Source organism: Cognatundibacterium griseum (assembly GCF_014284195.1).
GTDB classification, from domain to species: domain Bacteria; phylum Pseudomonadota; class Gammaproteobacteria; order Burkholderiales; family Burkholderiaceae_D; genus Undibacterium; species Undibacterium griseum.
On record NZ_JACOGC010000001.1, the window covers coordinates 692,593 to 719,119 of the forward strand.

A 26,527-nucleotide genomic window follows, 5' to 3' on the forward strand; every position below is an offset into this window, starting at 1 on the left:
TGGGTGCCATGCGGCAAGTACTTAGAGAAAGGCAGCCGAGAAGAGTCTGTCAAAGGCGTGGACATTATCGGCTTACCTAGCGGGTTATTGGAAATCACGCGACCTCGTTCCTAACTCCCCACGTAGATGGCTGAGGTCAACCAGACGCTCCGCAACTAGGTGACACACATTGTTCCGACTGCCAAGTGCCATAGAGGCCAAGAAGCTGTGCTCCCATTACCCAGTCAGCTGAATGTTGGGTTCATCGCTACACTCCCTCTATGCCGGAACGAGAAGATCCGTTCGGGCTTATTGTTTGCAATCCGCATCTGTCTTGATAGTAATAGTGGAAAACGAGCTCCTAGTTCGCTAGTCGAAGCCACGGCCGCAATCTGATCCTCAGCAGTTTCCCGGCAAAGCGGCAGCGATCCACAGCCAGCCGTGCAGGCTGGTCGAAGCCACGCCTGAGAAAAACGCGCCGACGTTGCAACTGTAGGCGCAGCGTGCGGTTTTCTTATACCGCTCCCTGACTTGTAGGCGGCTTGCCTTTCTCGTGCAGGGAAAACTGCCTAGTGAGGGGAGATAGTCGAGGCCGCTCAGGGCTGTACCTGTCAACATCAGTATGATGTCCAGAGGCTAAAGCCTAGCACCAGACATGACACTATGTTCCGGGCCAGTATGGACGAGCCTATCCGGGAAAGTGTGTCGAGAGAAAAGCGCAGTATCGCATTCATAGGCAGCTACCTGCTGTAGTGCTTGATATGGTCTTGGTCGTTACGGAGTGCCGGATTCTTACAGTTTGATATTTTCTGATTGGCTTTGGATGAGCGATTGTGGTTTATGCGGCGACCCAGGTGTCGATTGGCATCGCAGCATATTTTCACAAAAACCGGTGCAGATTGCTCGGGACCGTATTCGGTAAGGATGGAATTCGTGATCCTGTTATTTCAGCGTCAGGATAAATTCCACCATGGATTTAATGTCGGCATCTTTCACGGTAACATTCGGCGGCATGGGAATCGGCCCCCAGGTGCTTTTCGTCCCTTTTTTTACCTTTAGTGCGAGTTGCTCAGCCGCTGCAGGGTCTCCGGCATATTTTTTTCCTATATCTTTCCAGGCTGGGCCAACCAATTTTTTGTCGATGGAGTGGCAGGTGAGACAGTTGTTTTTCTTGGCGAGATCCATGGCCGTCGCCTCGTCGGCGGCAAGCGCCGGAATGGAAAAGCTTACGGCTATTACGACCAGGGTAAACATTTTTTTCATAAAATTCTCCAAAGTGGAATGAAGGCGGCACGCGGAGAGTACCGCCACGATGTGTTTATACGATATTGCGCTGCTTCAGACTCATTTGCGTAAAGCTGTGCTTATAAGGCGACTCGCCGACCTTGGTCACCGTCCCGCGGCCGAGCTTGTAGCGGTAATTATTGGTCATCGGGTCCGGTACTGCCGAAACGACAGCGTTTGCCGGCGACTTGGGAAAATTAAAGTTGGCCTTGCAAACTCCCGGACGCATTTCATCGGAAACGATGGCAACCGTCTGGAACCTACCTACTGTGGTCTTGATGTGACCGTCCTTCATCAATTGCTTGAAAGTCAGGTCGGCGTCCTCGACCCCTTGCGGCTGACCGGTCTGGATATACACCGTGTCATTGACGATTTCCACGTAATCGCCGGACTCGATGTCGCGTTTCCTGGCGTCGTCTGGATGGATAAACAGGAAGGCTTCTGGCCAGCGTTGTGAGAGATAGGGCTTGCGCAAGTCGTCGAAACCGGATTGCCAGGTTTCATTGACGCGACCATTGGTAATCCACAGCTCGTTTTTTTCTGCGCGCGGCTTGATCGCTTCGTAGAATTGTATCCAGCCGGAATATTTCCACGGCGACTTCAGCAAAATCGCTTTGCCGCTCTGGGTATTGAAGGCGCTCATGATCTTGAGCGGCACGGTGGCGCCTTCCAGTTCCCCCCAGTCGTTGTTGGGGTCGTGCAGGCGCAGGGTGCCGACCAGCTTGCCGTCGCGCACGCGTATCGGCGTCTGGATGCCGGTGGTGCCGTAGGTGCGCAGTAGTTCCTGCGCCTTAATCCCTTGTTCCTTGGCTTGCATCGCCAGCGGATGGTAATTCAGGACGCCGCCACGCGAAGCGCGCGCCGCTTCTTCAAAAACATCGTTGGAATCCTTCCAGGCGTAACTGCCATCCTTGTCGTAGCCCATTTTTTGGGCGAACTTCTGGACTATCCACCAGTCCGGCTTGGCTTCGCCCGGCGCATCGTAGAACTTGCTGTACAGGCGCAGCCGCCGTTCTGAGTTGCATCGCGTGAAATTGTCTTCGCCCCAAGAGGAAACCGGGAACACGATGTCGGCGAAATCGGTGCCGATGGGCGCCACCGGGTACAGGTCGGAGTTGGCTATGACCATGCCGCCGGAATCTACCCGCGCTTTCAAAGTCGTGAAAATTGCCTCGCGTTCCAGGCTGGTGATCTGGTAAGGATTATCCACCGTCAGTTCACGCATCTTGCGCGCCAGTTCGTTGGAGCCCATCATCGCGGCTACCCAGGTCGTTCCTATGACCCAGGCAAAGCGCATGTTGCCTTCGTGCAGCCAGAGGTCAAGGTTAAAGCTCTTCTTGCGCCGCCCCGGATACTTTTCCGGGGAAAGCCAACCGGAGCCGCCGCCGGCCGAGAGACCGCCGCGTTGGTGGCCGCCGCCGCGCGAGATCATGCGCCCCGGCCGATTGCCGGCGCCGCAGATCAAGCCTAGCGACGCGAAGGAGGTGGTATTCATGTAGTTGTTGGACCAGTAATTTCCCTTTTCACACATGAACGAAGCTTTCGGATGCGACCCGTCGGACTTAGGTTTGGCGATCCACTCGGCTGCCTTTTTGATGTCGTCTTGATTTAGACCGGTGATCTGGGCAGCTACCTCGAGGTTGGATTCCTCTTGCGACAGGATAAATTTCTGGTAATCGCCCCAATCGGACTGCCACATACCCCAGGTGGTGCGCCACTGCCAACCGGTGTTGCGGGTGCCGCGCCCGTAGCCTTCATCGACTTCCCATGAATTGGCGATCCACTTGTCGATGAAGTCCTGATCCTGCCACTTATTCTCGATGATGATGCGCGCCAACGCCATGTGCAGCACGGTGTCGGTGCCTGGAATGATCGGCAGCCACAGGCCACGCCCTTCTTTGACCGACCACGCGACACCCATGGTCTTATGCGGGGTGACGAAGATGAATTTCTTATCGCCCGGCATCATGTGCGAGGTAAACAGCGTGGTCTTGGTTTCGTAAGGGTCGACGCCGGAAAGGAAGGCGACTTCGCAGTCGGCCCAGTCCTGATAACTGGAAGCGAAGGAGTCGATGCCCGCATCGTCGAGGCCGGTCGCGTCGTTGGTGTTCGAACACTTGTCGTGCCATGCGAAGGCCGGCGTGCCTATGGTGGTCATCGCCAGTTTGGTGATCGCGTAAACGTTCTCGAAATACTGGTAAGAGTGCGATTTGATGGCCCAGGCATGTTCGCCGTACGTGGCTATGATGTACTTCGAGATATCGGCCATGACCTCGGTAGCCAGATCCCAGCTCACCGGAACCAGGGTGTCGTTGACTCGTATCATAGGATGTAGCAAACGTTCTCGGGTGCGGTTGTCCGGATTGAAGCATTTTTCGGCCAGCGTGCCGCCACGGATAGAGTGATTGCCACCGACATTGACCACAGTCGCATCTTTGTCGGGCACCACGATGACATGGTGCGGTTTACCTTTGAAACTGACCACATTGTGCTGGGCCGGGCTAACCCAGGAACTCATTATCTGCTGATGCGGAAAATCCGCTTTGAGTGCATTCTGCGTCGCCTTGGCGCCGCCCGCCTTGTCCACCGGCCAGCGATAGACTTTGTAACCGCAGGCCACCGTACAGTAATCGCAAGCCGTGGTCAGGACATCGGCGTCCTTAGGCGGCAGCGGAATAAAATCTCTGGGGACATTGCTATCATGTTTGCTCATGTTGTTCTCCTTAGACTGTGCGCTGGCTAGTCATGGCGCTGTAGCCATACACCAACCCCATGACGCCGACCGCGTAGATATCGTCGTCCTGTATTTCGAGTACGATCTGCGGCAGGCTCTCGGTCGCATGCCCGGAGGTGACCATGCCGTGATGGGTCAGGTCGAAGACGGTCAGGTGCAGCGGGCAGGGGCCAAGTACCTGATGTTCTTGCTTATAGGTACCGTCCAGTGGGCCGCCCATGTGAGTGCATTGCTGATTGAAGGCCACGATGTCCTTCTGCACTCCGACACCGCCGCCAGCTTCGACGCCGAGCTTGACGAGGATGTTGCGCACATCTGGATAGGGATAGTTGAAGTCGAGCGGAACGCCGGTTTTCAATGCCGGCAAACTACCGATTTTCTGGCGCGGATAACTAGCTTTCAGCAACTGGGCGGCCTGGACCATGCCGGGCAAGCTGCCGAGACCGATCAGCGCGATAGTTACCCCGCCGCTGAGCAAAAACTGGCGTCGGCTCATGCATAGCCGTTCCCCTTCGTGCTGATGCGAGTGTTCCGGCGTCAAACGGACTGGAATGGTTTTCTGATTCATGGTCGGTACTCCTTATTTATGCGGTGCCGGCAATGGCTGATAGTCGCCGGGCAGCCTGGGATCGTCGTGAATCAGCGGTTCGCTCATGGACAGGGCTTCGAGGAAGGCGATTAAATCCTTCTTTTCCAGCGCCGTCAGCTTCAATGGCTTGATGAGCGAAGTCTTGTTTGTGCCCTGGTCGCCGCCTCGGTCATAAAAATCGACGACTTCCTGCAGCGTGGTGAAGACGCCGTTATGCATATATGGTGCGGTGTATTTCACTTCACGTAGCGATGGCGTGCGGAATTTACCTATATCTTTCTGATTCTTGGTCATGTAATAGAGCCCGTAGTCCATGTCGGCACGACGATACTTATCTTCACTGACGCCTTTCTGATAATGCTCCCAGCGATGCGTAACTTGAGATAGCGGATCGTCCTTGAAACCGGGGAAATCCGGCAGACCGAGGGCATAGAATTTCTGATCCGAGGCCAGCGGGCCGTTGTGACACTGAATGCAGGCTGCCTTGCCGTTAAACAGCGCCATGCCGCGTTTTTGCGATTCATTCAAAGCCGTTTTATCACCTTTCAGATAGCGATCGAAAGGAACCTTGCTGGTATCCGATACCACGGTGCGTTCATAGGAGGCGATAGCACGGTAGGCGTCATTCATGCGCGGCCACTCGCCGCCGAATACTTTTTTGAAGATTGCCACGTACTCGGGAATAAAGCGCAGGCGCATCTCCATTACCGAGGGGTCGCCATTTCCTGCGACCCCTCCTTCTGCTGCAGATGGCGCCTGGCTTTCCAGGCTGGTCACGCTGCCTTCCCAAAACAGTTTATTGTAGTAGGCGGCATTGAGCACCGTTTGCGAATTGCGCCAGTGCTTACTGCCTGGGTAGCCGCGCGAAATTTGCCCGCCATCGCCCCAGCCCAGCCCCGGCACGTGGCAGGAAACGCAGGGCATGGAACCGTCGCCCGAGAGGCGGCCGTCCCAGAATAACTGTTTTCCGAGAGCGATTTTTTCTTTGGTCTGTGGGTTGTCCTTGGGGACAGGGGGCGGCGGAAGCGGCACCAGCGGCGGATAGGTGTCACGGCTCGCTGCGTTCGCCGCAATTGCAACCGCAAAGGCCGCTACCAGGGGAGAGAGCTTGAGTAAGTTATGGTTTTTCATGGTATCTCCCTCAGTTCTTGCCGAAAGTGCGGACTTGCATGTCGGGCTGTCCAGGATCCTCGACGCTGACCTGATCGCCGGACAGCGTCAGCAGGAAAGCCGCTAGGGCTTTCTGCTCATCGGCCGAGAGGTTCAGTGGCTTGAGCTCCGAGCCTTTGCCGCCGCCCTGGTTGTAGAATGCGATTACTTCATCGAGGGTGTTGAATATGCCGTTATGCATATAGGGGGCGGTGTATTTCAGGTCGCGCAGTTGAGCGGTCTGGAACTTGCCGATATCTTTGGCGTCCTTGCTTATTACGTAGGCTCCGACGTCGCTGCGTGCGCTCATGTAATTCGGCATGCCGTTGCTGGCATAGTGGCGAAGCATAGTGATGGTGCGCAGCGGATTTTTGAGAACGTCAGGGTGTTCCGGGACGCCAGTGCGATGCAGCTTGCCATCGGAGCCGATGGCGCCGTTATGGCAAGAAATGCAGTTGGCCTTGCCCTTGAACAGCTTGTAACCCTCCCTTGATTCGACACTGATGGCGCTGTTGTCGCCCTTGACGAACTTGTCGAACGGTGCGTTGGTGGTTTCCAGACTGCGTATGAATTCGCCGATCACATTGAAGACGCGCATGCCGTTGATGTCATCGTTGCGCCACTTCTTCCACAGAGTGTCATATTCAGGTACCTGTTTCAGACGTTCCTGCATCAGGCGGGCATCCATGTTCATGGTATGGGTCTCGGTTATCATGTCGCGCACCACGGTGCCAGCGTCGGAACCGTCGAGGCGACCATCCCACATGAAACGAGCGCGGTGCTTACTGTTCAGCAGTGTCGGTGCATTACGGAAATACTCCATCGATGGATAGCCGGCGGACAGCGCCTGTCCATCGCCCCAGCCTTTCTTGGGGTTGTGGCAGGATGCGCAGGAAACGCCCCAGTCGCCAGAAAGGCGATTGTCGAAAAAGAAGCGCTTGCCCAATTCAATCATGTCCGCATTGCCTGGTTTGACGGCAGGCATGGGCGCAAGATCTGCTACGCTATTCTGGGCGTAGGCGGCTTGTATACCGGCCGCCAGCGTTACAGCGACGGTCAGCCAGACAGCGTCCCCTGTGCGCGTAAAGTGCTTGCGATGCTGAGTTTTCATATTCCTCCCTGTGTAATGGCGATCTGTAGGAACAGCCCCACTATGGAAAGGAATAGGCAATCTTTGTGCCAGAGCAGGATGTTACTGATTCACTGGTAATTCCCGCAGGAAATCAATGTTTTTCCGGTCAAAAACTATCCGCGTGGCTAATTATTGACCGGCTATTTCCCAATCGCAATCAGGTGTCGGGGGTCTCTCCGTGTTCTCGCAATTTATTGCGCAGCGTCAGGCGGGTAATGCCGAGTAACTCTGCTGCCTGCGTCTTGTTGCCGTGACAGAGGCTCAGGACATGGCTGATGTAGTTGACTTCGAACTCTGCCAGTGGCCGAATGCCGGTGTCGGATTCGCCATTTTCCACGAGCTGTTGCGAGCCGTGACCAATCATCTCTTTCGGTAAATGCTGAACCGAGATCGTTTGCCCCATGGAGAGAATTGCGGCGCGTTCGATCACATTGCGCAGTTCCCGCACATTGCCGGGCCAACGGTAGGTTTTCAGGAGTGGCTCTATCGCGACATCGATACCGTGCGAGTTGATGCCAATCACAGGTGCTGTTTTTTCCAGGAAATGCTGAGCCAGCGCCATGATGTCTTCCTGGCGTTCGCGCAGGGGAGGGATGTCGATGGCGCCGACATTCAGACGGTAATAGAGATCTTCGCGGAACTGGCCGGCTTGCACCATGTTAGGCAAATCGCGATGGGTTGCCGAGACAAAGCGCACATCGACACTGATTTCCTTCTGTCCACCCAGGCGCCGGAAGGTCTGGGTTTCCAGTACCCGCAGCAGTTTTGGTTGCAGAGCGAGTGCCAGATCGCCGATCTCGTCGAGAAATAGCGTGCCGCCGTCGGCCAGCTCAAGCAGGCCTCGCTTCATCTGCCTGGCGTCGGTAAACGCTCCGCGCTCGTGTCCGAACATCTCCGATTCCAGCAAGCCTTCAGGCAATGCCGAGCAGTTCAGCGTTACCCATGGTCCTCCGGCCCGCGCTGAACGCTGATGGATAGCTTGCGCCACACCTTCCTTGCCGGTGCCCGATTCGCCACGGATGAGTACCGGGACCTTTCCCGCCGAAGCGATCCTGGCAGTCGTTTCCAGCATGTTTTTGAAAGTTGAGCTAGATCCTATCAAACCTTCGATCACGCAGTTGGCGGACTGGGCGCGTAGCCAGGCAATCTCGCGCCGCAGTCGCTGGGTCTCTTGAGCACGACCTATCAGTTCCAGCAAGTCTTCCAGATCGAACGGCTTGTTGATGTAATCGTAAGCCCCGGCCTTCAGGGCCGCCACTGCCGTGCGCACTTCGGGGAAAGCGGTCATGATAACGACCAGGGGCGGGTCGTCCGACTCTCTGAGTTTGGCCAGAGCGTCCAGGCCATTCATGTCCGGCAAGCGTAGGTCAAGCAATACCAGGCTGAAGCCTCGCTTTTTCAGCAAGGCCAACGCTTGTTCTCCATTTTCGGCGAGTTCGACATCAAAGCCTTGACGCGATAAAAAGTTGCCCACGGTCACACGGATGGTGTGATCGTCTTCGACGATGAGTATAGTTTCAGACATATTGGTTTCCAGTAAGAGGCCAGGTAATCGAGAAGCAGGTTTCATACCCAGGCGTACTGCGCGCATCGATGGTGCCGCCATGTTGCTCGACGATCTTGCGTACGATGGCTAAGCCCAGACCGGTGCCTTCGCGGCGGGTGGTGAAAAATGGCTCGAAGATACGGTTCAGAACCGGAGGTTCGATACCGACACCCGTATCGCAGATCTGGATACGGGCGGAGTTTTCCGCTATCGATGCCTTGACTGTCACGACGCCTCCTTCCGGCATCGCATGCACGGCATTCATTAGAAGGTTGAGAAAAACCTGTTTAAGCTGTTGCGGGTCTGCCGCCAGCGCCGGCAAGCTATCGAAGCTCTCCAATTTGAAGGAGATGCCGCGGTTCATCGCATCTTTGCGCGTCCAGAACAGCACGTCGTCAAGAATATGGGCCAGGTCGCAGGGGATGGTGTGTATGGCATGGGGCGTCGCAAAGCCATGGAAGCTGCGCAAGAAGTCGGAAAGGCGGTCAACTTCAGCCTCCATGCGCTTAAGCGCTTCGATCAAGCCTGGAGGGATGTCTTCCTCGTACTGCATGGCCTGCGCTACGGCCTTCATGCCGGCCAGCGGGTTACCGATTTCGTGGGCCATGCCCATGGCCAGTTCACCCAGGGTGGTAAGTTTTTCCATCTGGAACATCTGGCGATCCAATTCCCGGCGTTCTTCCTGAATCGCACGTTCACGACTGACGTCGCGTGCCACGACGATGAAGCCGGCAGAGGTCGGTGTTACGGCCAAGGATATGATTTGTTGCGGCAGTTGCACATCGCAACGGAGCGAAGTGTTCATGGCATCGCGAACGATATCGGGCCACTGCGGCCAGAACAGCGTGAGACTGACGCCGGGCCGGGCCGGCTGGCCGCCGAGCAAACAGATAGCCGCAGGGTTGAGCAAACAGATATCGCTCTGATTGTCGATCGCGAGTATGCCGTCTGCTGTGTGTTCGATCACCGCCGCGAGCGAGGCTCTTTCGTGCTCAAGCTCTTGCGTTCGCGTGCGGACTTCTTGCTCGAGTCGATCGCGATTGGCATTGATGGCCAATGATGATTCATATAGACGGCCGGCCATGCTGTTGAACTTGTTACCCAGCGCAGCGATTTCGTCGTTGCCGGAAACGGAAACCCTGCGCGTGAAGTCTCCTCTGATGATGGCGTCCGTTTCTTTGGATAAGTCTTCAAGCGGTCGCAGTAGTCGTCTGGAAAGTGCGTAGCCGCCTAAGGCGGTAACTACCAGTGCGGCGAACAGAACAGCGTACAGCAAATATAAATTGAAAACCGCCAAAAATAGTTGTCGCTCTGGGAAGACTAGCGCGATGCGCCACTTTCCTTTTGAATTCTCCGCTATCGCCTGTCGAGCGTAATTTATCGGTGCGTGCGCAATAATCCAACCGTCTCCGAGCTTGGGTGAAGAACCGCTTTCGATCAGGTTTTTGGTGATTGCCGCCGGAAAGATGGTGTTCAGCTTTCCGACCTCTTCCATGGAGAACTCGCCGGTTTTGCTGTCGGCCGAACGACTGACATAATGGCCCTGATTGTCGAGCAAATAAGCCACTCCCTGACGGGCATTGGCCATTTGCTGTATCTGTTCCATCAGTATGTCCGCATGCAAATTGATGATCAAGACGCCGATCTTCTGGCCGTTTGCCCCAGCCACGGGTGTGGCGACGCGAATAACAGGGCGCTCCGGCCACTCTATCTTGCCGAATTCCACATTCAGATCGAGCGGAGATACATAAATCTGACCAAGCTTGACCTCCATGGCTTCGCGGAAATAGTAGCGATCGCCTTTGGATTGAAGCGCCGCACGTGGCACAACATAGACATTATCCCACTTGCGGTCGATCCGTACCCATTCCTGGCCGTCAGCGGCGATCAGCCGGATTTGGTAAATGTGCGGATACAGACGGGCCAGGGCCGCATAGTCGCTCTCCAGCCGTGACGTGGAAATCTGGAGTAGGGTAATGTTTTTTGCTTGTCTTGCAGCAATAACATCGATCAAGCCGCGCTCATTGGCTAAATACAGCAGCTCGGAAGATAACTGGTCAAAAAAGCGGCCTATTCCTTGCGAGCGGACGCTCACCTCTTGATCGAGGTTCCGCAGGGTTTCGTTCTTTAAGGTTTGTAGGGACAAGTAGACGCCAATCGCGCCGGCCAATGCGGTGGGTACGACAGTGGCAAACAGAAACGCCGAGTAAATCCGGCGTGAGAGCCTGCCTAAAGCGCTGAAGTGAGAGAAATTCATGGCTGGTCTTATGAGGGAGACGTCAGTGTAATGGGTTTTCCCGCATCGATATTGAGCACCATTAAGACTGCGTCAAACTGTTGACTAGCGGCCGACAAGCAAGATCACCGTGAAAACCCAAGGGAAGTGTAATAAGCGGCGCGCCTGCGCCGACTCTACACGACGCTGACACGGTTAAAAAAGGAATAGAAATACGCACCGGCACGGCCACCGTCGCGAATGCTCAGCTCAGTGCGAAAATTAGTGTAGTTAACTCGGGAGTAGGGCATTATTTCTCGACTTATGTTACGCCCAAGGTAGTGGTGCATTGATACCAGCAAGACGCCGCCGGCCGTAAACTGGAGGATATGAAACAGTTATTTGTCATCAGTCGCTAAGTGAGTTTGGACATTACTAAGGAGATCGCCGACACCTGCATCGCTCCGGACGCCGATGCGAGTTTCGATTACCACGCGCCTCGTCATCCATCTGCGACCACGCTGATGTAGCAAGTCGAGATACAACCGGATGTTCTATCTGGAGTTTTACCGCGAATTATTGGAATATCCGACGAAGGATGAGGGCAAACGTTTGATTGCCAAGGCGCGCGACCATGCCAGTGCCTCGCCGTATATCGTGTTCTCCAAGAGCCTGGCATTACCGTGATACGGCCGTGCTGCGCGGTTCATCTCGACTTGGTGGCGGGAAACGACAGTCGGTCTGCCCAAACCTGTGCAGCGAACGGTTTTATCCATTCGTCATATGGGCCCGAAGCAATGCTCAGTGGAGCAGATTTGGAGCAGATGCCGACCAGAATGCAAAAAGGCCAGCGTTTGCTGGACTTTTTTCCCTTGATTTACAAAGTAATTTTGGTCGGGCTGAGAGGATTCGAACCTCCGGCCTCTACGTCCCGAAAGCAAAATTCAATGGGACTGCCAGATTCAGTGCCCCCAATTTTGCCGAACTAACATTTAGTCACATATTTATAATAAATCGCGACCATGCCTCCATCAACGGTCTCCTCTGTTCAAGCAAATCAGTGCGGTGATAAGCCGCTTCCACCTTATTTTGCACCATATGTGCCAGTGAGCGTTCTGCTAGATCGCGCGGATAACCCTGTTCACTACACCAGTCCCTGAAGCTGGAGCGGAAACCGTGAGCAGTGGCAAAACGGCCGGCCGTATCACTCTTTGCTTCAGCCCTGCGTAAGAAACTGGTCAGTGTCATATCCGAGAGTTCCTTTTGATCGCGCGGGGAAGGGAACACCAGTTGCTTATGTCGTCCTCGCTGATTTCTTAGAATCGCCACCGAACGTTCTGACAAGGGAACACGATGCTGTAACTGTGCTTTCATACGCTCTGCCGGAATGGTCCAGATCGCATTCTCCAAGTCGACTTCCGCCCAGGTCATACCACGCACTTCACCAGATCGCGCTGCCGTCAGAATCAGAAACTCCAACATAGGACGCGTGACATCATATTGTCCTTCCGTATGCAATACCGTCTTAACGAAAGCCGGCATCTCTTTCCACGGCATTGCCGGCTGATGTTGAGTCCGTACTGATTTCCCTGGTTGTTGCGGCAATAACCGGGCCACCACATCAACTGGATTCGAACGGCAGAACTCATGCGCCCAACCCCAGGCCATCACCGCATGAATCCGTTGTTTTAAACGACTGGCCGTTTCTGCCTTATCCAGCCAGATAGGGCGTAAAACATCCGCAATATGGCGCGGTTGAATCTGATCCAGTGGGTATTTTCCGATAACAGGCAAAGCATACTGCGTCAGCGTATTAATCCATTGCTGACCATGCTTCGCATTCTTCCAGCTAGGCAGTAATTCCCTGTGCAGTAAGGCCGCAGCCTCCTGAAACGTCGGAATTGTTGGTCCACGTAACTCCTTCGCTTTTTCCTCCAAAGGATCGACACCTTGTGCAAGCTGTTCGCGCAGAGAAGCCGCCGCTTTGCCGACCTGAGCAATACCGGTTTCCGGATAGCTACCGAGACCAGCATTTCTGCGTTTGCCAGTAATGGGACTGACATAGCGTAAAACCCACTTGCCTGATCCTTTTGAATTCGAAGGAATTAAAGAGAGTCCAACAACGCCGCCGTGAGGCAGGACTCCTGAATCAGGTTTGATATTACGTGCTTTAGCATCAGTAAGAATGGCCATAATTGGTAGTAGTCTAAGTGAAAACAGTATACCGTTCAGTATGCCATCTGGTATGCCATTTGTGGTGAGAAATGGATGGTTCTAGTTAGATTGTATTGGAATTGAAGTTGTTGTAGCTATTTGATTTATAATTGGAAAATCAATTTAATTGAAATGAATTGGATCGTTATGGGGCGGTCCCCCTCTCCGCCAGTGTCTGTTCGATAAACCGGCACAGGCCGGGGTCCTGAAACTGCTTGGGTGAGATGTTGACGCTCACTACCAGATCCGGCGTGAAGTGGGCGCGCCAGTAACTGGTTTGCCGGCAGACCTGTTGCAACACCCAGCGCCCGATGGGCAGAATCAGACCGATTTCTTCTGAGATCGGGATGAACTCGTCAGGTGGAATCAGCCCTATGCCGGGCATTTGCCAGCGGATCAGCGCTTCCGCACCGACGATGCGGGAAGTCTGCAGGCTGATTTTAGGCTGGTAATACACCAGGAATTCCTGTTCGGTCAGCGCACGGCGCAGATTGGTTTCCAGCGCATATCGGTGCTGGGCGCGGATATTGAGTTCGGTGGTGAAAAACTGGTAGTTATTGCGTCCCGATTCCTTGGCGTGATACATCGCCGAATCAGCGCAGCGCATGAGTGTGGAAGCATCTTCGCCGTCATGCGGAAACACACTGATGCCAATCGATGTGCCCAGATGGTATTCATTGCCTTGAATAAGGAACGGTGCCCGCATTTTTTCGAGTATCCGTTCTCCCAGATTCCGCAGATAAACGATATCCTCAAAATGATCGACCACCACCACAAATTCATCACCGCCGAGCCGCGCCAGCAGGTCGCTGCTGCGTACGCACTGGCTGAGTCGTTCAGACACATCACGCAACAGGGTATCGCCGGCAGAATGACCCGCTGTGTCGTTGACGTATTTAAAACGGTCGAGATCGAGGAACAGCAATGCAATATTCTGCTGGTTCTGACGTGCATCAGCCAGCGCCCTGGTCAGACGCAGATTCAGCTGATGCCGGTTCGGTAATCCGGTCAGCGCATCGTAGGAGGCCATGAACCGCAGCTGGCGCTGGGTTTCACGCACTTCGGTGGTGTCGGTGAAGGAGACCAGGACGGAAGACACGGCAGTGTGTCTTTTTTTCCGGATCGGCAGGCAGTTAATCAGCAGCCAGACGACCGAGCCGTCACGCAGTTCAACACCAGTTGATAAATTCAGAACCGGCGTTCCCGTTCTGAATACGGACGAGGCCGGGTCATCGCCGATCCGCACAGCTTGCCCATCTTCGCCAAAAATACGCCGGAAGTAGCGGTGGCGGCGACCCACCAGATTAATGTCGTCGATTTTCAGAATGCGCACGGCGCTCGGATTGCTGGTGACGATCTGCCCGCCGGGGGCGATCACCATGATGCCTTCTGACAGGTTAGTGACTACCGAACGGTAACGTTCTTCACTTTCCTCCAGGCTTTGTTCCATGTTCTTTTTATCGATCGCCAGCCCGATCAGATCGCAGGCATCGATAATCATGGCCTGTTCGTCCTGATCCGGATTGTGCACATGACGATGATAGACATCGACAGTTCCCAGTACATGGTGAAAAGCGGTCGTGATCGGATGCGACCAGCAGGAGCGCAGCCCGTGCTTCAGCGCGCTGTCCCTGAATTGTTCCCACAAGGGGCTGACCGCAATATCCTGAACGATGGTGAGCCGGTTGAAATGAATGGCTGCAGCCGCGCTGCAACTGTCCGTACCCGTAGGAATATTCACGAATTGCGATGAAAATTCTTCCGGCAGGGATGGCGCTGCTCCCAGCGTCAATTGCTGGGTCGCCGTATCAAACAGGGTAATGGCGCAGAGCGCCTGATTATCGAGCAGACGCTCCATGCGGTCGCAGACATCTTCGAGAATGTGCGACAGCGGTTTGTCCATCGCAATCATTTCGAGTATTTCTTTTTCGTGATGCAGAGCCTCGTGAATCCTGCTGGTTTGCGGTCTGACGAGCGCAACCGGCACGGTTTGCATTGCGGGAGCCGCTTTTCGCGCATTCAGCAGCAGGGCGCTGTGTCCCTGGTAATGCAGTGTGGCGCTGGTGATTTCAATATCAACCTGCTTGCCGTCAAGGCGCAGACACTGGAGCTGCTGAGGCGGTGTTTTGGGACCGGGAGGTTTTTGCAGCAGTTCGCGCAGCATGTCGTGCTGTTGGGTCTGCAAAAATACTTCAGGATGCAAACCCAGCAGCTGATGCAGATGATCCGCTCCCATCAATGTCAGTCCGGCTTGATTGGCATAGGCGAGTCGCTCGCCAATCAGTACATAGACCGCATCCGGCAGATGTTCCAGCAATGCAGTATGCCAGTCGTCATCGACAGTCACGCTGACAGCATGTGTATTGGGAAAGGGAATTGGCGATATCACGACAACAGTCTGGAAGGCGAATCGATATATCCGGTTAATGGTAAGTGCTTAAGCAATCATGATCTGGCACGCAAAATATCGTTCATCATGGCAACAGTGTTGCACTTCGTCAATTGCCATATCAATTAATTCAGATCAAAGCGGACGAACAGCAACAGTACATCGCCATTTCCTTTATTTTTTGAAAACCGTGGCACGTATGCCGCCATCAGCTTGCTGCTGCGCGTGCCAATAGATGCGACCGGCAGAACCGCAGGAAAAGGGAAACCTGAAAAATAATCAGTACGGCTGATCAGTAAGCCTGTCACCCCGGCACCGACTTCAATTTTTTCGGTCACCGGCTTCATCCACTGATAGGCATAACCCGCCATCGGTTGCGGTTTGAAATGCGAATCCGAAATCAGCATGGCATAAATGGACTCTTCATTGTCCTTTTCATTCCGGATCGCCTTGCTGAAGCCCATGCCCCAGGCGCGCTCGTTGAGCTCGGCAATCCGTTCTGCCGTGTACGTATTGCGGCCATGATGCGCATAACCGGACAGCATGATGGAGAGAGAGCCTTCATCCAGGATTTTTTCCACCCGGGCTTTGCTGCTGTCCCACCAGCCGGCAGATGTGTCGTTTTGCTGTGCCTGTGCCGATAAACAGCACAACAGTGCGGACAGACATAGGAAAATGCGTGCAGGTAAATAATTCAGGATCAACATGGTAGGTTTTGATAAAAAATTGAGTAATAAATCTTCAAACTGAAAGCGTCTGTGCGGGTTACTGGCGGGCATTCCGCGCATTGGATGGTTTTTGAGCGGTGGAAAAATTACTGCGCCACGGATTGATATCCAGACCGCCACGGCGCGTATAACGCGCATAAACGGACAGCTTCTGCGGTTTGCACTGGCGCATGATGTCGACAAAAATCCGTTCGACGCATTGCTCGTGAAATTCATTATGATTCCGGAAGCCGATCAGGTAGCGCAGCAATCCCTCCTGGTCGATCTGAGCGCCGACATAGTGAATCTGCACGCTACCCCAGTCTGGCTGCCCCGTGACCAGACAATTCGATTTCAGCAGATGCGATACCAGGGTTTCCTCTACCGGCGCCTCGGTATGGTCCGCATGCAGCAATCCCGGGTCGGGCGTGTAGGAATCCACCTCAATGTCGAGCCGGTCAAGCAGTGTGCCAGACAGTTCCTGCATCTGTTGCTGGCCGAACTGGTCCGGCATTGTCAGGTTCACCTGGACATGGGCGCCTGCTGCAGCAGACAGGTCTTGCTGCAGCAGGCGCAGCAAGGCCCCGGTGTCGTCCAGCCGGGTCTGATTGAAGGAGTTCAGATATAGCTTGAACGACTTGGATTCGATGATATTCGGTGAATCGGCCGGAACCAGTATGCTGGCCAGCGCCACCTGTGGTTTGCCGCGCAGGTTCAGCCATGATATTTCATAAGCGTTCCAGATGTCCATGCCAAAAAAGGGCAGGGCGGACACAATGCCGATCTCCGTACGCTTGCCCTGGCGGGAGATCGGAAACAGCAGAGAGGAATCGTATTCTGCCTTATAAGCTGCGGATTTTCCGAGCAGGGACTGCTCAGGCGTATTGCTGGAAACGGGATCGGTCATTGCTCAAAAAGCTGATCAGCCTAAAAATAATTGATAAACAGGGTTTTTACTTTCATCCCAGTAGCGGTAACCAAGGGTGGATAAAAACTCGCGGAATGCTTTCATTTCTTTCTTTGGAACCTGTAAACCCACTAAAGTTCTGCCGTAATCGGCACCGTGATTGCGATAGTGGAACAGGCTGATATTCCAGTTCGGCGCCATGCTGTTTAAGAAGCGCATCAGCGCGCCCGGACGTTCAGGAAACTCAAAGCGATACAGCAATTCATTTTCTGCGAGTGCGCTTTTACCGCCGACGAGGTGACGGATATGCAGTTTGGCCAGTTCGTCATGCGTCAGGTCCAGGGTCGGAAAACCGTGTTTCTCAAAATTTCTGGCAATTTTTCCGGATTCAGTCCGGTCATGTACCTGGATGCCGACAAAGATATGGGCGGACTTTTCATCACTGATGCGATAGTTGAATTCCGTCACATTGCGCGCCCCCACCAGTTCGCAGAAACGGCGGAAGCTGCCGCGTTCTTCGGGGATGGTGACGGCAAACACGGCTTCGCGAGCCTCACCGACTTCGGCGCGTTCCGCCACAAAGCGCAGGCGGTCAAAATTCATGTTGGCGCCGCAGGCGATCGTTACCAGGGTTTCATTTTTCAACGGCTTTTTATCGGCTTTGGCCCGTTCGATATAGGCTTTGCAACCGGCTACCGCGAGCGCGCCTGCCGGCTCCAGAATGCTGCGGGTATCCTGGAACACATCCTTGATCGCGGCGCAGACGGCATCGGTATCGACAGTGATGATTTCATCGACATACATTTTGGCCAGGCGGAATGTTTCTTCACCGACCAGCTTGACCGCAGTCCCGTCGGAAAACAGGCCGACATCGGCAAGCGCTACGCGTTTGCCCGCTTTCAGGCTGCGCGCCATCGCATCGGAATCCGTGGTCTGGACGCCGATGATTTTGATTTCCGGGCGGATCGCTTTGACATAAGCCGCAACGCCGGAGATCAAACCGCCACCGCCAATCGCGACAAAAATAGCGTGGATCGGACCGGAATGCTGACGCAGGATTTCCATGCCGACCGTGCCTTGTCCGGCAATGACGTCAGGATCGTCAAACGGATGCACGAAAGTCAGCTTGCGCTTTTTCTCCAGCTCGCTCGCATGTCCTGCGGCGTCGGAATAGGATTCGCCGTGCAGCACGATTTCCACGTGCTCGCCGCCATGCGCCCTGACCGCATCAATTTTGACCGGCGGCGTGGTGGTTGGCATCACGATCACGGCTTTGCAGCCTACCCGGCGCGCACTGAGGGCCACGCCCTGCGCATGGTTGCCAGCCGAAGCGCAGATCACGCCGCGTTTGAGTTGTGCCGGCGACAGATGGGCGATCTTGTTATAAGCACCCCGGATCTTGAAGCTGAAGACACTCTGCATGTCTTCGCGTTTGAACATAATTCGATTATCCATCCGTGCCGACAGGCTGGAAGCATGTTCCAGCGGTGTTTCAAATGCGACATCATAGACGCGCGCGGTCAGGATTTTTTTCAGATAATCGGTGCTCATAAGCTTCGGAAGTTGGTTAAAAAATAGGATAACGCCGTGACGCGAAAGCCACCCTATTATAATGGATGCCCTTTCTTTCGACCCTGAACACCCATGATAGAAGCCGGAGTGCATTGGCTGCTGAGCGTATTGGCAGTGCCGGAAATCGGCCTGACATCCGTTTTCCTGATCAGTTTTATCTCTGCCACGCTGATACCGATGGGCTCTGAGCCTGCCGTATTCGCCGTCATCAAAGCAAATCCTGACCTGTTCTGGCCGGTGCTGGTGGTGGCGACCATCGGCAACACGCTGGGTGGCGTGGTTGATTATCTGATGGGTTACGCGGCGCAGCGTGCATTTCAGCGCGAGCGCCGCACTTTCTGGTTTCACTGGCTGGAGCGCTTCGGCGCCAAGACCATGCTGCTGTCGTGGCTGCCGGTCATTGGTGATCCGATCTGCACGCTGGCTGGCTGGCTGAAGCTGCCGTTCTGGCCCAGCGTGTATTACATGGCGGTGGGAAAATTCCTGCGCTATCTGACCATCAGCCTGCTGTTGCTGAAGCTGCCGGACGGTTTCTGGCACCGGATTGCCGAATGGCTGGCCTGATAGCAAACGATACGCTGACTGCCTGTGCGCCGACGGCTGATGTTGTTGCATGAAATGTTGTCGTCATCCTGTAGTAATTGCTCTTTATACTCCGCTGGAAGCTGCTTTAACCTGCGCCAGTGGCGCCTGCCCGGGCATCGCCGGTTCGATGCCTCAAGCCGGTTAAATGCAGAAAAGACAGGTAATGCCGGCAGACTGCACACCATCTTCCGGCATTGATTTTTCTCCAGCAGAGGATATGAAAATGCAAAAAAACAATACCCCACGCCGTGGATTTCTTCAGGGAATGCTTGTTACCGCAGCCGGCAGCGCACTGGCATTGCCAGCACTTGCCAAGCCTGCTGCAGCGCCGGCTGTGATGCTGGATGCCGCCAAGTGGTCGCCGCGTAACCGCCAACTGGTAGCGGAACTGGTTGCACGTCACGGACAGGCCAGCAAATCTTATAACGCCAAGCGCCGTCCTTATGCTGTCTTCGACTGGGATAACACCAGCATCATGAATGATTGCGAAGAAGCCTTGCTGATGTATCAGATCAACCAGCTAGCGTTCAAACTGACACCGGCCGAATTTTCAGCGATTATCCGTCAGAATGTACCGGCAGGAAATTTTGCACCTGACTACAAAAATGCCGCCGGCAAAATTGTTGATCTCGACAGCATTTGTGCCGATCTGGACAGCGACTATGCTTTCCTGCACGCCAATTACAAAGGACTCGCCGGCAGCCGCAGTCTGGAAGAGATCACTGCAACCGAGCAGTTCCAGGATTTTCGTGCCAAGCTGTATTTCCTGTACGAAGCGGTCAACGATACACATGGCGTGAATGTCGGCTATCCGTGGGTGATTTACTTTTTCACCAACATGACGGTCAGCGAAGTCAGCCAGCTCGCGGAAGCATCAAACGATGCCAATCTGGGCATGGGACTGACCAAAACCAAATACACCAGCCCAGCCAGCTTGCCGGGCAAGGCTGGCGTAATTACGACAGCACACTTCCACGGCATTCGCCTGTGCACTGAAATCGCGACACTGATGGACACCTTCCGCAACAACGGTTTTGATGTGTATGTCAGCACGGCTTCGCTGGAAGACGTGGTGGCCGTATTCGCGACGAATCCTAAATACGGTTATCACGTCAAGCGCGAAAACGTGCTGGGCCTGCGTCTGGAACAGGATGGTGAAAAATTTAAAAATGCCTACCGCAAAAACTGGCCTCTGAACTGGGGACCGGGAAAATCCGAAGTCATCCGTAAAGAGCTGGTAGCGAAAAAAGGCTATGGCCCGGTCTTTGTTGCCGGTGACAGCGATGGTGACTATGACATGCTGCGTGATTTCCCGGAAACCGAAGTCGGCCTGATCGTGAACCGTCTGAAAAAAGGCAAGATTGGTGAATTATCCAAAGCCGCTGCTGAGGCTATCCAGAACCCGCATCCACGCTTCGTGTTGCAGGGACGTCAGGAATCGACTGGTAACTGGCTGCCGGTGGAAACGACACTGAAATACGGCAAAACAGCGCCGACGCTGCTGGGCTGATAACAGCGCATTCAGTGTGAAAAAGCGCCTGCGGGCGCTTTTTTTTCAGCCCTGCATGGCTTTGCCGGCGATCTTGCTTTGCCAGTGACGGGGCAGGAAGCGGAACAGAAATACCGTCAGTTGATTCATCCATCCAGGCAGAACGCTGGATTTTCCCGCAAACAGCGCATCCAGTCCGGCGGCAGCCACAGTGCGTGATTTCATCTTCACGAGCCGGTGATACCAGGTATCCTTCTGCCCGGCGACTTCGAAAAAAGCTGTGGCGGAAATACCGGGTGCGAGTACCGTCAGATGTACGCCGGAGGGTTTCAGCTCTTCATGCAGGGCTTCGCCGAACAGCAAAATATAGGCTTTACTGCCGCTGTAGGCGGCATAGCCGGGCAGCGGCTGGAAAGCGGCAATGCTTGATACCAGTAAAATATGTCCGGCCCGGCGCTGCTGCATTTGCTGTGCATAAAGATAGGTGAGTTCGGTGACGCACACCATATTCAGTTGCAGCATCTCCAGTGTTTTGCTGAGTGTCTGATCGGTAAATTTTCCAAACAGGCCGGCACCGGCATTATTAATCAAGATGTCAATGCGGATACCGGCAGCTTCAGTTTGTCTGAACAGCTCGGCTGCTGCGCCTGCCTGAGTCAGATCGGTGGGGATGATTTCGATGCTGATGCCGTATTGCGCCCGCAGTGTGCTGGCCAGGATCTGCATAGCCTCTGCCCGCCGCGCCACCATCACCAGATGGCAGCCGCGTGCAGCCAGCAGATGACAGTAATCATTGCCGAAACCGCTGGAAGCGCCTGTCACGAGCGCCCAGCATCCTTGCAAATTTGCTCTCATTGTTTTTCCATTCTGTTCTGGCCGGGTTTCATGTCTGAAGGGTGCCTCAATCCTGTTAAAAAAAGCCAACATATTTGCAGAGTGTTTGTTCGGCGTCAGTTGGTGTAATCTTGTAAAGATAAGCCGGTTTTCGAAAAAAAATGTGATTTTCACCAAATTCTGTTTGGGAAATTGCAAGAAGTACCATGCATTGCCGTACAAACTTCAAGGCTGTTGCCGCGTGGTGCAGCGCAATAAGCTAGAATAAGCCTTTAAAAATCCGTCTAACCACCCTCTGATGAACGCTCCAGTCCAGATACCCGCATTACATGCAGATTCGCCAGCCGGCGCTGCGCCAACCCGTGTCCGGGAAATTCCTTATAACTACACCTCTTTTTCCGACCGCGAGATTGTGATCCGTTTGCTGGGTGAAGACGCCTGGAAACTGCTCGACCAGCTGCGCGGCAAACGCCAGACCGGCCGTTCTGCCCGCATGCTGTATGAAGTCCTGGGCGATATCTGGGTGGTGCGCCGCAATCCCTATCTGCAGGACGACATGCTGGATAACCCCAGACGCCGTCAGGATCTGATCGACGCCCTGAATCATCGTCTGGCGGAGGTTGAAAAACGCCGCGTCAGCACGCAAAACGATGACGACGCGGAACGCAGCAACAGCGTGGAAACGCTGGTGCAGGCGGCGCGTCAGGCGGTTTCTGATTTTTCCAGGGAATTCCGTGCAACCTATGATCTGCGCAAAAAAGCCAGCAAGCTGCTGGCGCGCTACACCGCCAAAGACAATATCAAATTCGATGGACTCTCCCGCGTCTCGCATGTGACCGATGCAACCGACTGGCGCGTCGAATATCCGTTCGTCGTACTGACGCCGGACACCGAAGATGAAATGGCGGGGCTGGTAAAAACCTGTATCGAACTCGGCCTGACCATCATCCCGCGCGGCGGCGGCACCGGCTACACCGGCGGTGCGATCCCGCTGACGCCTTTGTCGGCCGTGATCAATACCGAAAAACTGGAAACGCTGGGCGAAGTCGAAATGACCCGTCTGCCCGGCGTGGAACGCGATTACGCGACGATTTATTCCGGTGCCGGTGTGGTGACCAAGCGGGTTTCCGATGCGGCCGAAAAAGCCGGTTTTGTGTTTGCAGTTGACCCGACCTCGGCCGAAGCTTCCTGCGTCGGCGGCAATGTTGCGATGAATGCGGGCGGTAAAAAAGCCGTACTGTGGGGCACTGCGCTCGACAACCTGGCATCGTGGAAAATGGTTGACCCGAATGGCGACTGGCTGGAAGTCACCCGTCTTGAGCATAATCTCGGCAAGATTCACGATGTCGAAGTTGCTAAATTCAGGCTCGAATGGACCCATCCCGGCGAGAAAAAACCGTTCAAGACCGAGCAGCTCGATATCAAAGGACGAGTTTTCCGCAAGGAAGGACTGGGCAAGGACGTCACCGATAAATTCCTTGCCGGTTTGCCCGGTGTGCAGAAAGAAGGTTGCGATGGCCTGATTACTTCGGCGCGCTGGATTTTGCACAAGATGCCGAAATACGCCCGTACTGTTTGCCTGGAATTTTTCGGTCAGGCGCGCGATGCGATACCGAGCATCGTCGAGATCAAGGATTATCTCGACGCCGAGACCAAAAAAGGCGGCGCGATTCTGGCGGGCCTGGAACATCTGGATGAGCGTTACCTGCGCGCGGTCGGCTACACCACCAAATCGAAACGCGGCGTGCTGCCCAAGATGGCGCTGTTCGGCGATATCGTCGGCGACGATGAAAACGCGGTCGCACAGGCAGCATCCGAAGTGATACGGATCGCCAATACCCGTGTCGGTGAAGGCTTCGTGGCGGTGAGCCCGGAAGCGCGGAAAAAATTCTGGCTCGATCGTGCGAAAACGGCCGCGATTTCCAAGCATACGAACGCGTTCAAGATCAATGAAGACGTGGTGATTCCGTTGAATCGCATGGGCGAATACACCGACGGTATCGAACGCATCAATATCGAATTATCGATCCAGAACAAGCTGGCGCTGCTTGATCAGCTGATCGGGTTTTTCGCGAGCGGCAATCTGCCTCTGGGCAAGAGTGAAGATGCCGACGGTGACGATATTCCGGCAGCCGAATTGCTGGAAGACCGCGTCAATCAGACCGAGACCCTGCTGCAGCAAACCAGAGCACGCTGGACGTATCTGCAGACGCATCTGGATGCACGCCTGAGCGATGTCTTGCCGGATTTGCAGACGCTTGGCCTGGACCGGATGAATGAAGTGTTTTCTGCACGTTTGCAAACCCAGCCGGATGTGACACTGTTTTCCATCGTGCAGGACCGGACTGTGCGGGTTTCGTGGAAAGCCGAATTGCGTGCGCCTTTACGTCAGATATTCAGTGGTTCGGCGTTCAGGCTGATTCTTGATGAGTGCGTCGCCTTGCATAAAAAGGTATTGCGCAGCCGCGTATTCGTTGCCTTGCACATGCATGCTGGCGACGGCAATGTGCATACTAATCTGCCGGTAAATTCCGATGATTATGCAATGCTGCAGGTCGCACATCATGCAGTCGCACGCATCATGGTGCTGGCGCGTTCGCTGGACGGCGTGATCTCCGGTGAACACGGTATCGGTATTACCAAGCTGGAGTTTCTGACCGAAGATGAAATCAGGGATTTCCGTTCGTACAAGCAGCGCATTGATCCCGAAGGGCGCTTCAATAAGGGCAAGCTGCTGAACCTGCCGGAATTCGCCGCCGACCTGCGCAATGCCTATACGCCGTCGTTTGGTCTGATGGGACATGAGTCGCTGATTATGCAGCAAAGCGATATCGGCGCGATTGCCAACAGCGTCAAGGATTGCCTGCGCTGCGGCAAATGCAAACCGGTGTGCGCAACCCATGTGCCGCGTGCCAATCTGCTGTATTCGCCACGCAATAAAATTCTTGCGACTTCGCTGCTGGTTGAGGCTTTCCTGTATGAAGAGCAGACCCGTCGCGGCGTGTCGATCAAGCACTGGGATGAGTTCTCCGATGTCGCTGATCACTGCACGGTATGCCATAAATGTGTGAATCCTTGCCCGGTCGATATCGACTTTGGTGACGTGTCGATGAATATGCGCAATCTGCTGCGCAAGATGGGACAGAAGAAATTCAATCCCGGTACTGCCGCATCTATGTTCTTCCTGAATGCGACCGATCCGGCGACGATTAATGCAACGCGTCAGGTGATGATCGGCTGGGGTTACAAGGCCCAGCGGCTCGGTAACGACATCCTGAAAAAATTTGCAAAGAAACAGACCAAGGCACCGCCTGCGACAGTCGGCAAGGCGCCGGTCAAAGAGCAGGTGATCCACTTCATCAACAAGAAGATGCCGGGCAATCTGCCGAAGAAGACTGCCCGAGCGCTGCTCGATATCGAAGACGACAAGATCGTGCCGATTATCCGTAATCCGCAAGCCACGACTGCCGATACCGAAGCGGTGTTTTATTTCCCCGGTTGCGGCTCCGAACGCCTGTTCTCGCAGGTTGGACTGGCGACGCAGGCGATGCTGTGGCATGTCGGTGTGCAGACCGTGCTGCCGCCCGGCTATCTGTGCTGCGGCTACCCTCAGCGTGGTAACGGGCAGTACGACAAAGCCGAAAAAATGATGACCGATAATCGCGTGCTGTTCCATCGCATGGCCAATACGCTGAATTATCTCGACATTAAAACCGTCGTGGTGTCCTGCGGTACCTGTTACGATCAGCTGGCCACCTATGAGTTCGATAAGATTTTTCCTGGTTGCCGCATCATCGATATTCATGAATACCTGATGGAAAAAAATGTGAAACTGGAAGGCGTGACAGGAACCCGTTACATGTATCACGATCCTTGTCATACGCCGATGAAAATCCAGGACCCGCTGAAAACGGTGAATGCGCTGATTACCGGTGTCAATGATCAGCAGAAAATCGAGAAAAACGAACGTTGCTGTGGTGAATCCGGTACGCTGGCGGTCAGCCGCCCAGACATCTCCACCCAGGTGCGCTTCCGGAAAGAAATCGAGATGAAGAAGAGCGCTGACAAGCTGCGTGCCGACGGTTTTACCGGCGATGTCAAAATTCTCACCTCATGCCCGTCCTGTCTGCAGGGATTGTCTCGTTATAACGAAGACAGTGATACGACAGCCGATTACATCGTGATCGAAATGGCGCGTCATTTACTGGGCGAAAACTGGCTGCCGGAATATGTCGCCAAAGCCAATCAGGGCGGCATTGAACGGGTGCTGGTATGAGTCTGTCATGTGAGCTGTGTGATGTTAACCTTGGCGACGTCATCATCGCTTCCCCGCAGTGGCGCGTGATTCTGGTCGATGATCCGGATTACCCGGGGTTTTGCCGGGTGATCTGGAATGCGCACGTGAAAGAGATGACGGATTTAAGTGATGCAGATAAAGTCGCCCTGATGCAGGTTGTCTGGCAGGTGGAAGCAGCACAGCGGGAAGTGTTGCAGCCACATAAAATCAATCTCGCCAGTTTCGGCAATATGGTGCCGCATCTGCACTGGCATGTGATTCCACGCTACACCGGCGACGCGCATTTCCCGCATCCGGTCTGGGCTGCAGCCCGGACGGATAATGTGGATGCAGCCGGATTACAGGCACGCAGGGCATTGCTGCCACGACTGCGTGAAACGATTTCTTCCCGTCTGACGGATTTGTTATGAGTAATGCGAAACCCCAACCCGTGGCATTGAATGCCCGTACCCAGTCGCGTGTGCTGGACATCAGTTTTGACGATGGCAAGGCGTTTTCATTGCCGTTTGAATTACTGCGGGTTTATTCCCCCTCCGCCGAAGTCCGTGGTCATGGTGCTGGCCAGGAGGTGCTGCAGACTGGAAAACGCACCGTTGGTCTGAGCGGTATCGAGCCTGTCGGCAATTATGCGATCAAACCGATCTTCGACGATCAGCACAGTTCGGGTATTTTTACCTGGGAATATCTGTACTGGCTGGGTGAAAATCAGCCGGAGTTATGGCAGGATTATCTGGGCCGATTACAGGCAGCCGGTCATCCCGGCGACAGCGGTCGCGACGCACCGATGGCCGTCAAGTCCGGCGGTGCCTGCGGCCACCATCATTGATGGACAGCAGTACAGGACTGTCGCCGCACAATGACGGAGACAGTTTTTACGTTTGCTTACGATAAAAAAATGATGCCTC

Annotated in this window: 20 protein-coding genes; 6 read left to right on the plus strand and 14 right to left on the minus strand. The window is 54.5% G+C overall.

Going from position 1 to position 26,527, the window contains the following annotated elements:
- Positions 1 to 378 precede the first annotated feature (378 nt).
- From H8K27_RS16695 to H8K27_RS03150, 8 genes are all read right to left on the minus strand, one after another.
- A complete protein-coding gene (locus H8K27_RS16695) occupies positions 379 to 597 on the minus strand; it encodes a YeeE/YedE thiosulfate transporter family protein (protein WP_186861726.1) in 219 nt (72 codons plus the stop codon).
- Between the two features lie 324 nt (positions 598 to 921).
- On the minus strand, positions 922 to 1,242 hold the full coding sequence (locus H8K27_RS03120; protein ID WP_186861727.1) for a c-type cytochrome: 321 nt from the start codon (positions 1,240 to 1,242) through the stop codon (positions 922 to 924).
- Positions 1,243 to 1,297: 55 nt separating this feature from the next.
- Positions 1,298 to 3,976 (minus strand): arsenate reductase (azurin) large subunit, encoded by a 2,679-nt coding sequence (locus H8K27_RS03125; protein WP_186861728.1) that lies wholly within the window; start codon positions 3,974 to 3,976, stop codon positions 1,298 to 1,300.
- Between the two features lie 10 nt (positions 3,977 to 3,986).
- Positions 3,987 to 4,565: an arsenate reductase (azurin) small subunit gene (locus H8K27_RS03130; RefSeq protein ID WP_222610570.1), complete on the minus strand. Its 579-nt coding sequence runs from the start codon at positions 4,563 to 4,565 to the stop codon at positions 3,987 to 3,989.
- 12 nt (positions 4,566 to 4,577) lie between these two features.
- Positions 4,578 to 5,717, minus strand: coding sequence for a cytochrome-c peroxidase (locus tag H8K27_RS03135; protein WP_186861729.1), 1,140 nt, complete (start codon positions 5,715 to 5,717; stop codon positions 4,578 to 4,580).
- 10 nt (positions 5,718 to 5,727) lie between these two features.
- The gene (locus tag H8K27_RS03140; RefSeq protein WP_186861730.1) at positions 5,728 to 6,846 is read right to left on the minus strand and encodes a cytochrome-c peroxidase; all 1,119 of its coding nucleotides are present in this window, start codon (positions 6,844 to 6,846) and stop codon (positions 5,728 to 5,730) included.
- Positions 6,847 to 7,024: 178 nt separating this feature from the next.
- Positions 7,025 to 8,392: a sigma-54-dependent transcriptional regulator gene (locus tag H8K27_RS03145; protein WP_186861731.1), complete on the minus strand. Its 1,368-nt coding sequence runs from the start codon at positions 8,390 to 8,392 to the stop codon at positions 7,025 to 7,027.
- The gene (locus H8K27_RS03150; protein ID WP_186861732.1) at positions 8,385 to 10,670 is read right to left on the minus strand and encodes a PAS domain-containing sensor histidine kinase; all 2,286 of its coding nucleotides are present in this window, start codon (positions 10,668 to 10,670) and stop codon (positions 8,385 to 8,387) included. The genes H8K27_RS03145 and H8K27_RS03150 overlap by 8 nt, the downstream gene beginning before the upstream one ends.
- Before the next feature lie 507 nt (positions 10,671 to 11,177).
- Between H8K27_RS03150 and H8K27_RS03155 the strand changes: the two genes are divergently transcribed.
- The gene (locus H8K27_RS03155) at positions 11,178 to 11,315 is read left to right on the plus strand and encodes a hypothetical protein (RefSeq protein ID WP_186861733.1); all 138 of its coding nucleotides are present in this window, start codon (positions 11,178 to 11,180) and stop codon (positions 11,313 to 11,315) included.
- Positions 11,316 to 11,624: 309 nt separating this feature from the next.
- Here H8K27_RS03155 and H8K27_RS03160 read toward each other — a convergent pair whose 3' ends face one another.
- The 5 genes from H8K27_RS03160 to ilvA all read right to left on the minus strand — a co-directional run bounded on the left by H8K27_RS03160 (position 11,625) and on the right by ilvA (position 18,396).
- Entirely contained in the window at positions 11,625 to 12,821 is a 1,197-nt protein-coding gene (locus H8K27_RS03160) for a tyrosine-type recombinase/integrase (protein ID WP_186861734.1), read from the minus strand.
- 166 nt (positions 12,822 to 12,987) lie between these two features.
- The gene (locus H8K27_RS03165) at positions 12,988 to 15,231 is read right to left on the minus strand and encodes a diguanylate cyclase domain-containing protein (protein WP_186861735.1); all 2,244 of its coding nucleotides are present in this window, start codon (positions 15,229 to 15,231) and stop codon (positions 12,988 to 12,990) included.
- Between the two features lie 125 nt (positions 15,232 to 15,356).
- On the minus strand, positions 15,357 to 15,938 hold the full coding sequence (locus H8K27_RS03170; RefSeq protein ID WP_186861736.1) for a hypothetical protein: 582 nt from the start codon (positions 15,936 to 15,938) through the stop codon (positions 15,357 to 15,359).
- A 58-nt stretch (positions 15,939 to 15,996) separates the two neighbouring features.
- Positions 15,997 to 16,845: an NADPH-dependent 7-cyano-7-deazaguanine reductase QueF gene (gene queF, locus H8K27_RS03175; protein ID WP_186861737.1), complete on the minus strand. Its 849-nt coding sequence runs from the start codon at positions 16,843 to 16,845 to the stop codon at positions 15,997 to 15,999.
- A gap of 15 nt (positions 16,846 to 16,860) precedes the next feature.
- Entirely contained in the window at positions 16,861 to 18,396 is a 1,536-nt protein-coding gene (ilvA, locus tag H8K27_RS03180) for a threonine ammonia-lyase, biosynthetic (protein WP_186861738.1), read from the minus strand.
- A gap of 93 nt (positions 18,397 to 18,489) precedes the next feature.
- Between ilvA and H8K27_RS03185 the strand changes: the two genes are divergently transcribed.
- Entirely contained in the window at positions 18,490 to 18,981 is a 492-nt protein-coding gene (locus tag H8K27_RS03185; RefSeq protein ID WP_186861739.1) for a YqaA family protein, read from the plus strand.
- Positions 18,982 to 19,225: 244 nt separating this feature from the next.
- Positions 19,226 to 20,512 (plus strand): haloacid dehalogenase-like hydrolase, encoded by a 1,287-nt coding sequence (locus tag H8K27_RS03190; protein WP_230418844.1) that lies wholly within the window; start codon positions 19,226 to 19,228, stop codon positions 20,510 to 20,512.
- A 45-nt stretch (positions 20,513 to 20,557) separates the two neighbouring features.
- On the opposite strand, the gene H8K27_RS03195 is transcribed toward H8K27_RS03190, so the two are convergent.
- Positions 20,558 to 21,346 carry an SDR family NAD(P)-dependent oxidoreductase gene (locus H8K27_RS03195; RefSeq protein WP_186861741.1) on the minus strand — a complete coding sequence of 263 codons (789 nt, stop codon included), beginning with the start codon at positions 21,344 to 21,346 and terminating at the stop codon, positions 20,558 to 20,560.
- 277 nt (positions 21,347 to 21,623) lie between these two features.
- Between H8K27_RS03195 and H8K27_RS03200 the strand changes: the two genes are divergently transcribed.
- From H8K27_RS03200 to H8K27_RS03210, 3 genes are read left to right on the plus strand one after another with little or no spacing between them, the layout of a single operon-like run.
- On the plus strand, positions 21,624 to 25,601 hold the full coding sequence (locus H8K27_RS03200) for a DUF3683 domain-containing protein (protein WP_186861742.1): 3,978 nt from the start codon (positions 21,624 to 21,626) through the stop codon (positions 25,599 to 25,601).
- Entirely contained in the window at positions 25,598 to 26,032 is a 435-nt protein-coding gene (locus H8K27_RS03205; RefSeq protein WP_186861743.1) for an HIT family protein, read from the plus strand. Before H8K27_RS03200 ends, H8K27_RS03205 begins: the two co-directional genes overlap by 4 nt.
- Positions 26,029 to 26,448, plus strand: coding sequence for a gamma-butyrobetaine hydroxylase family protein (locus H8K27_RS03210; protein WP_186861744.1), 420 nt, complete (start codon positions 26,029 to 26,031; stop codon positions 26,446 to 26,448). The genes H8K27_RS03205 and H8K27_RS03210 overlap by 4 nt, the downstream gene beginning before the upstream one ends.
- The last annotated feature ends 79 nt before the right edge of the window (positions 26,449 to 26,527 follow it).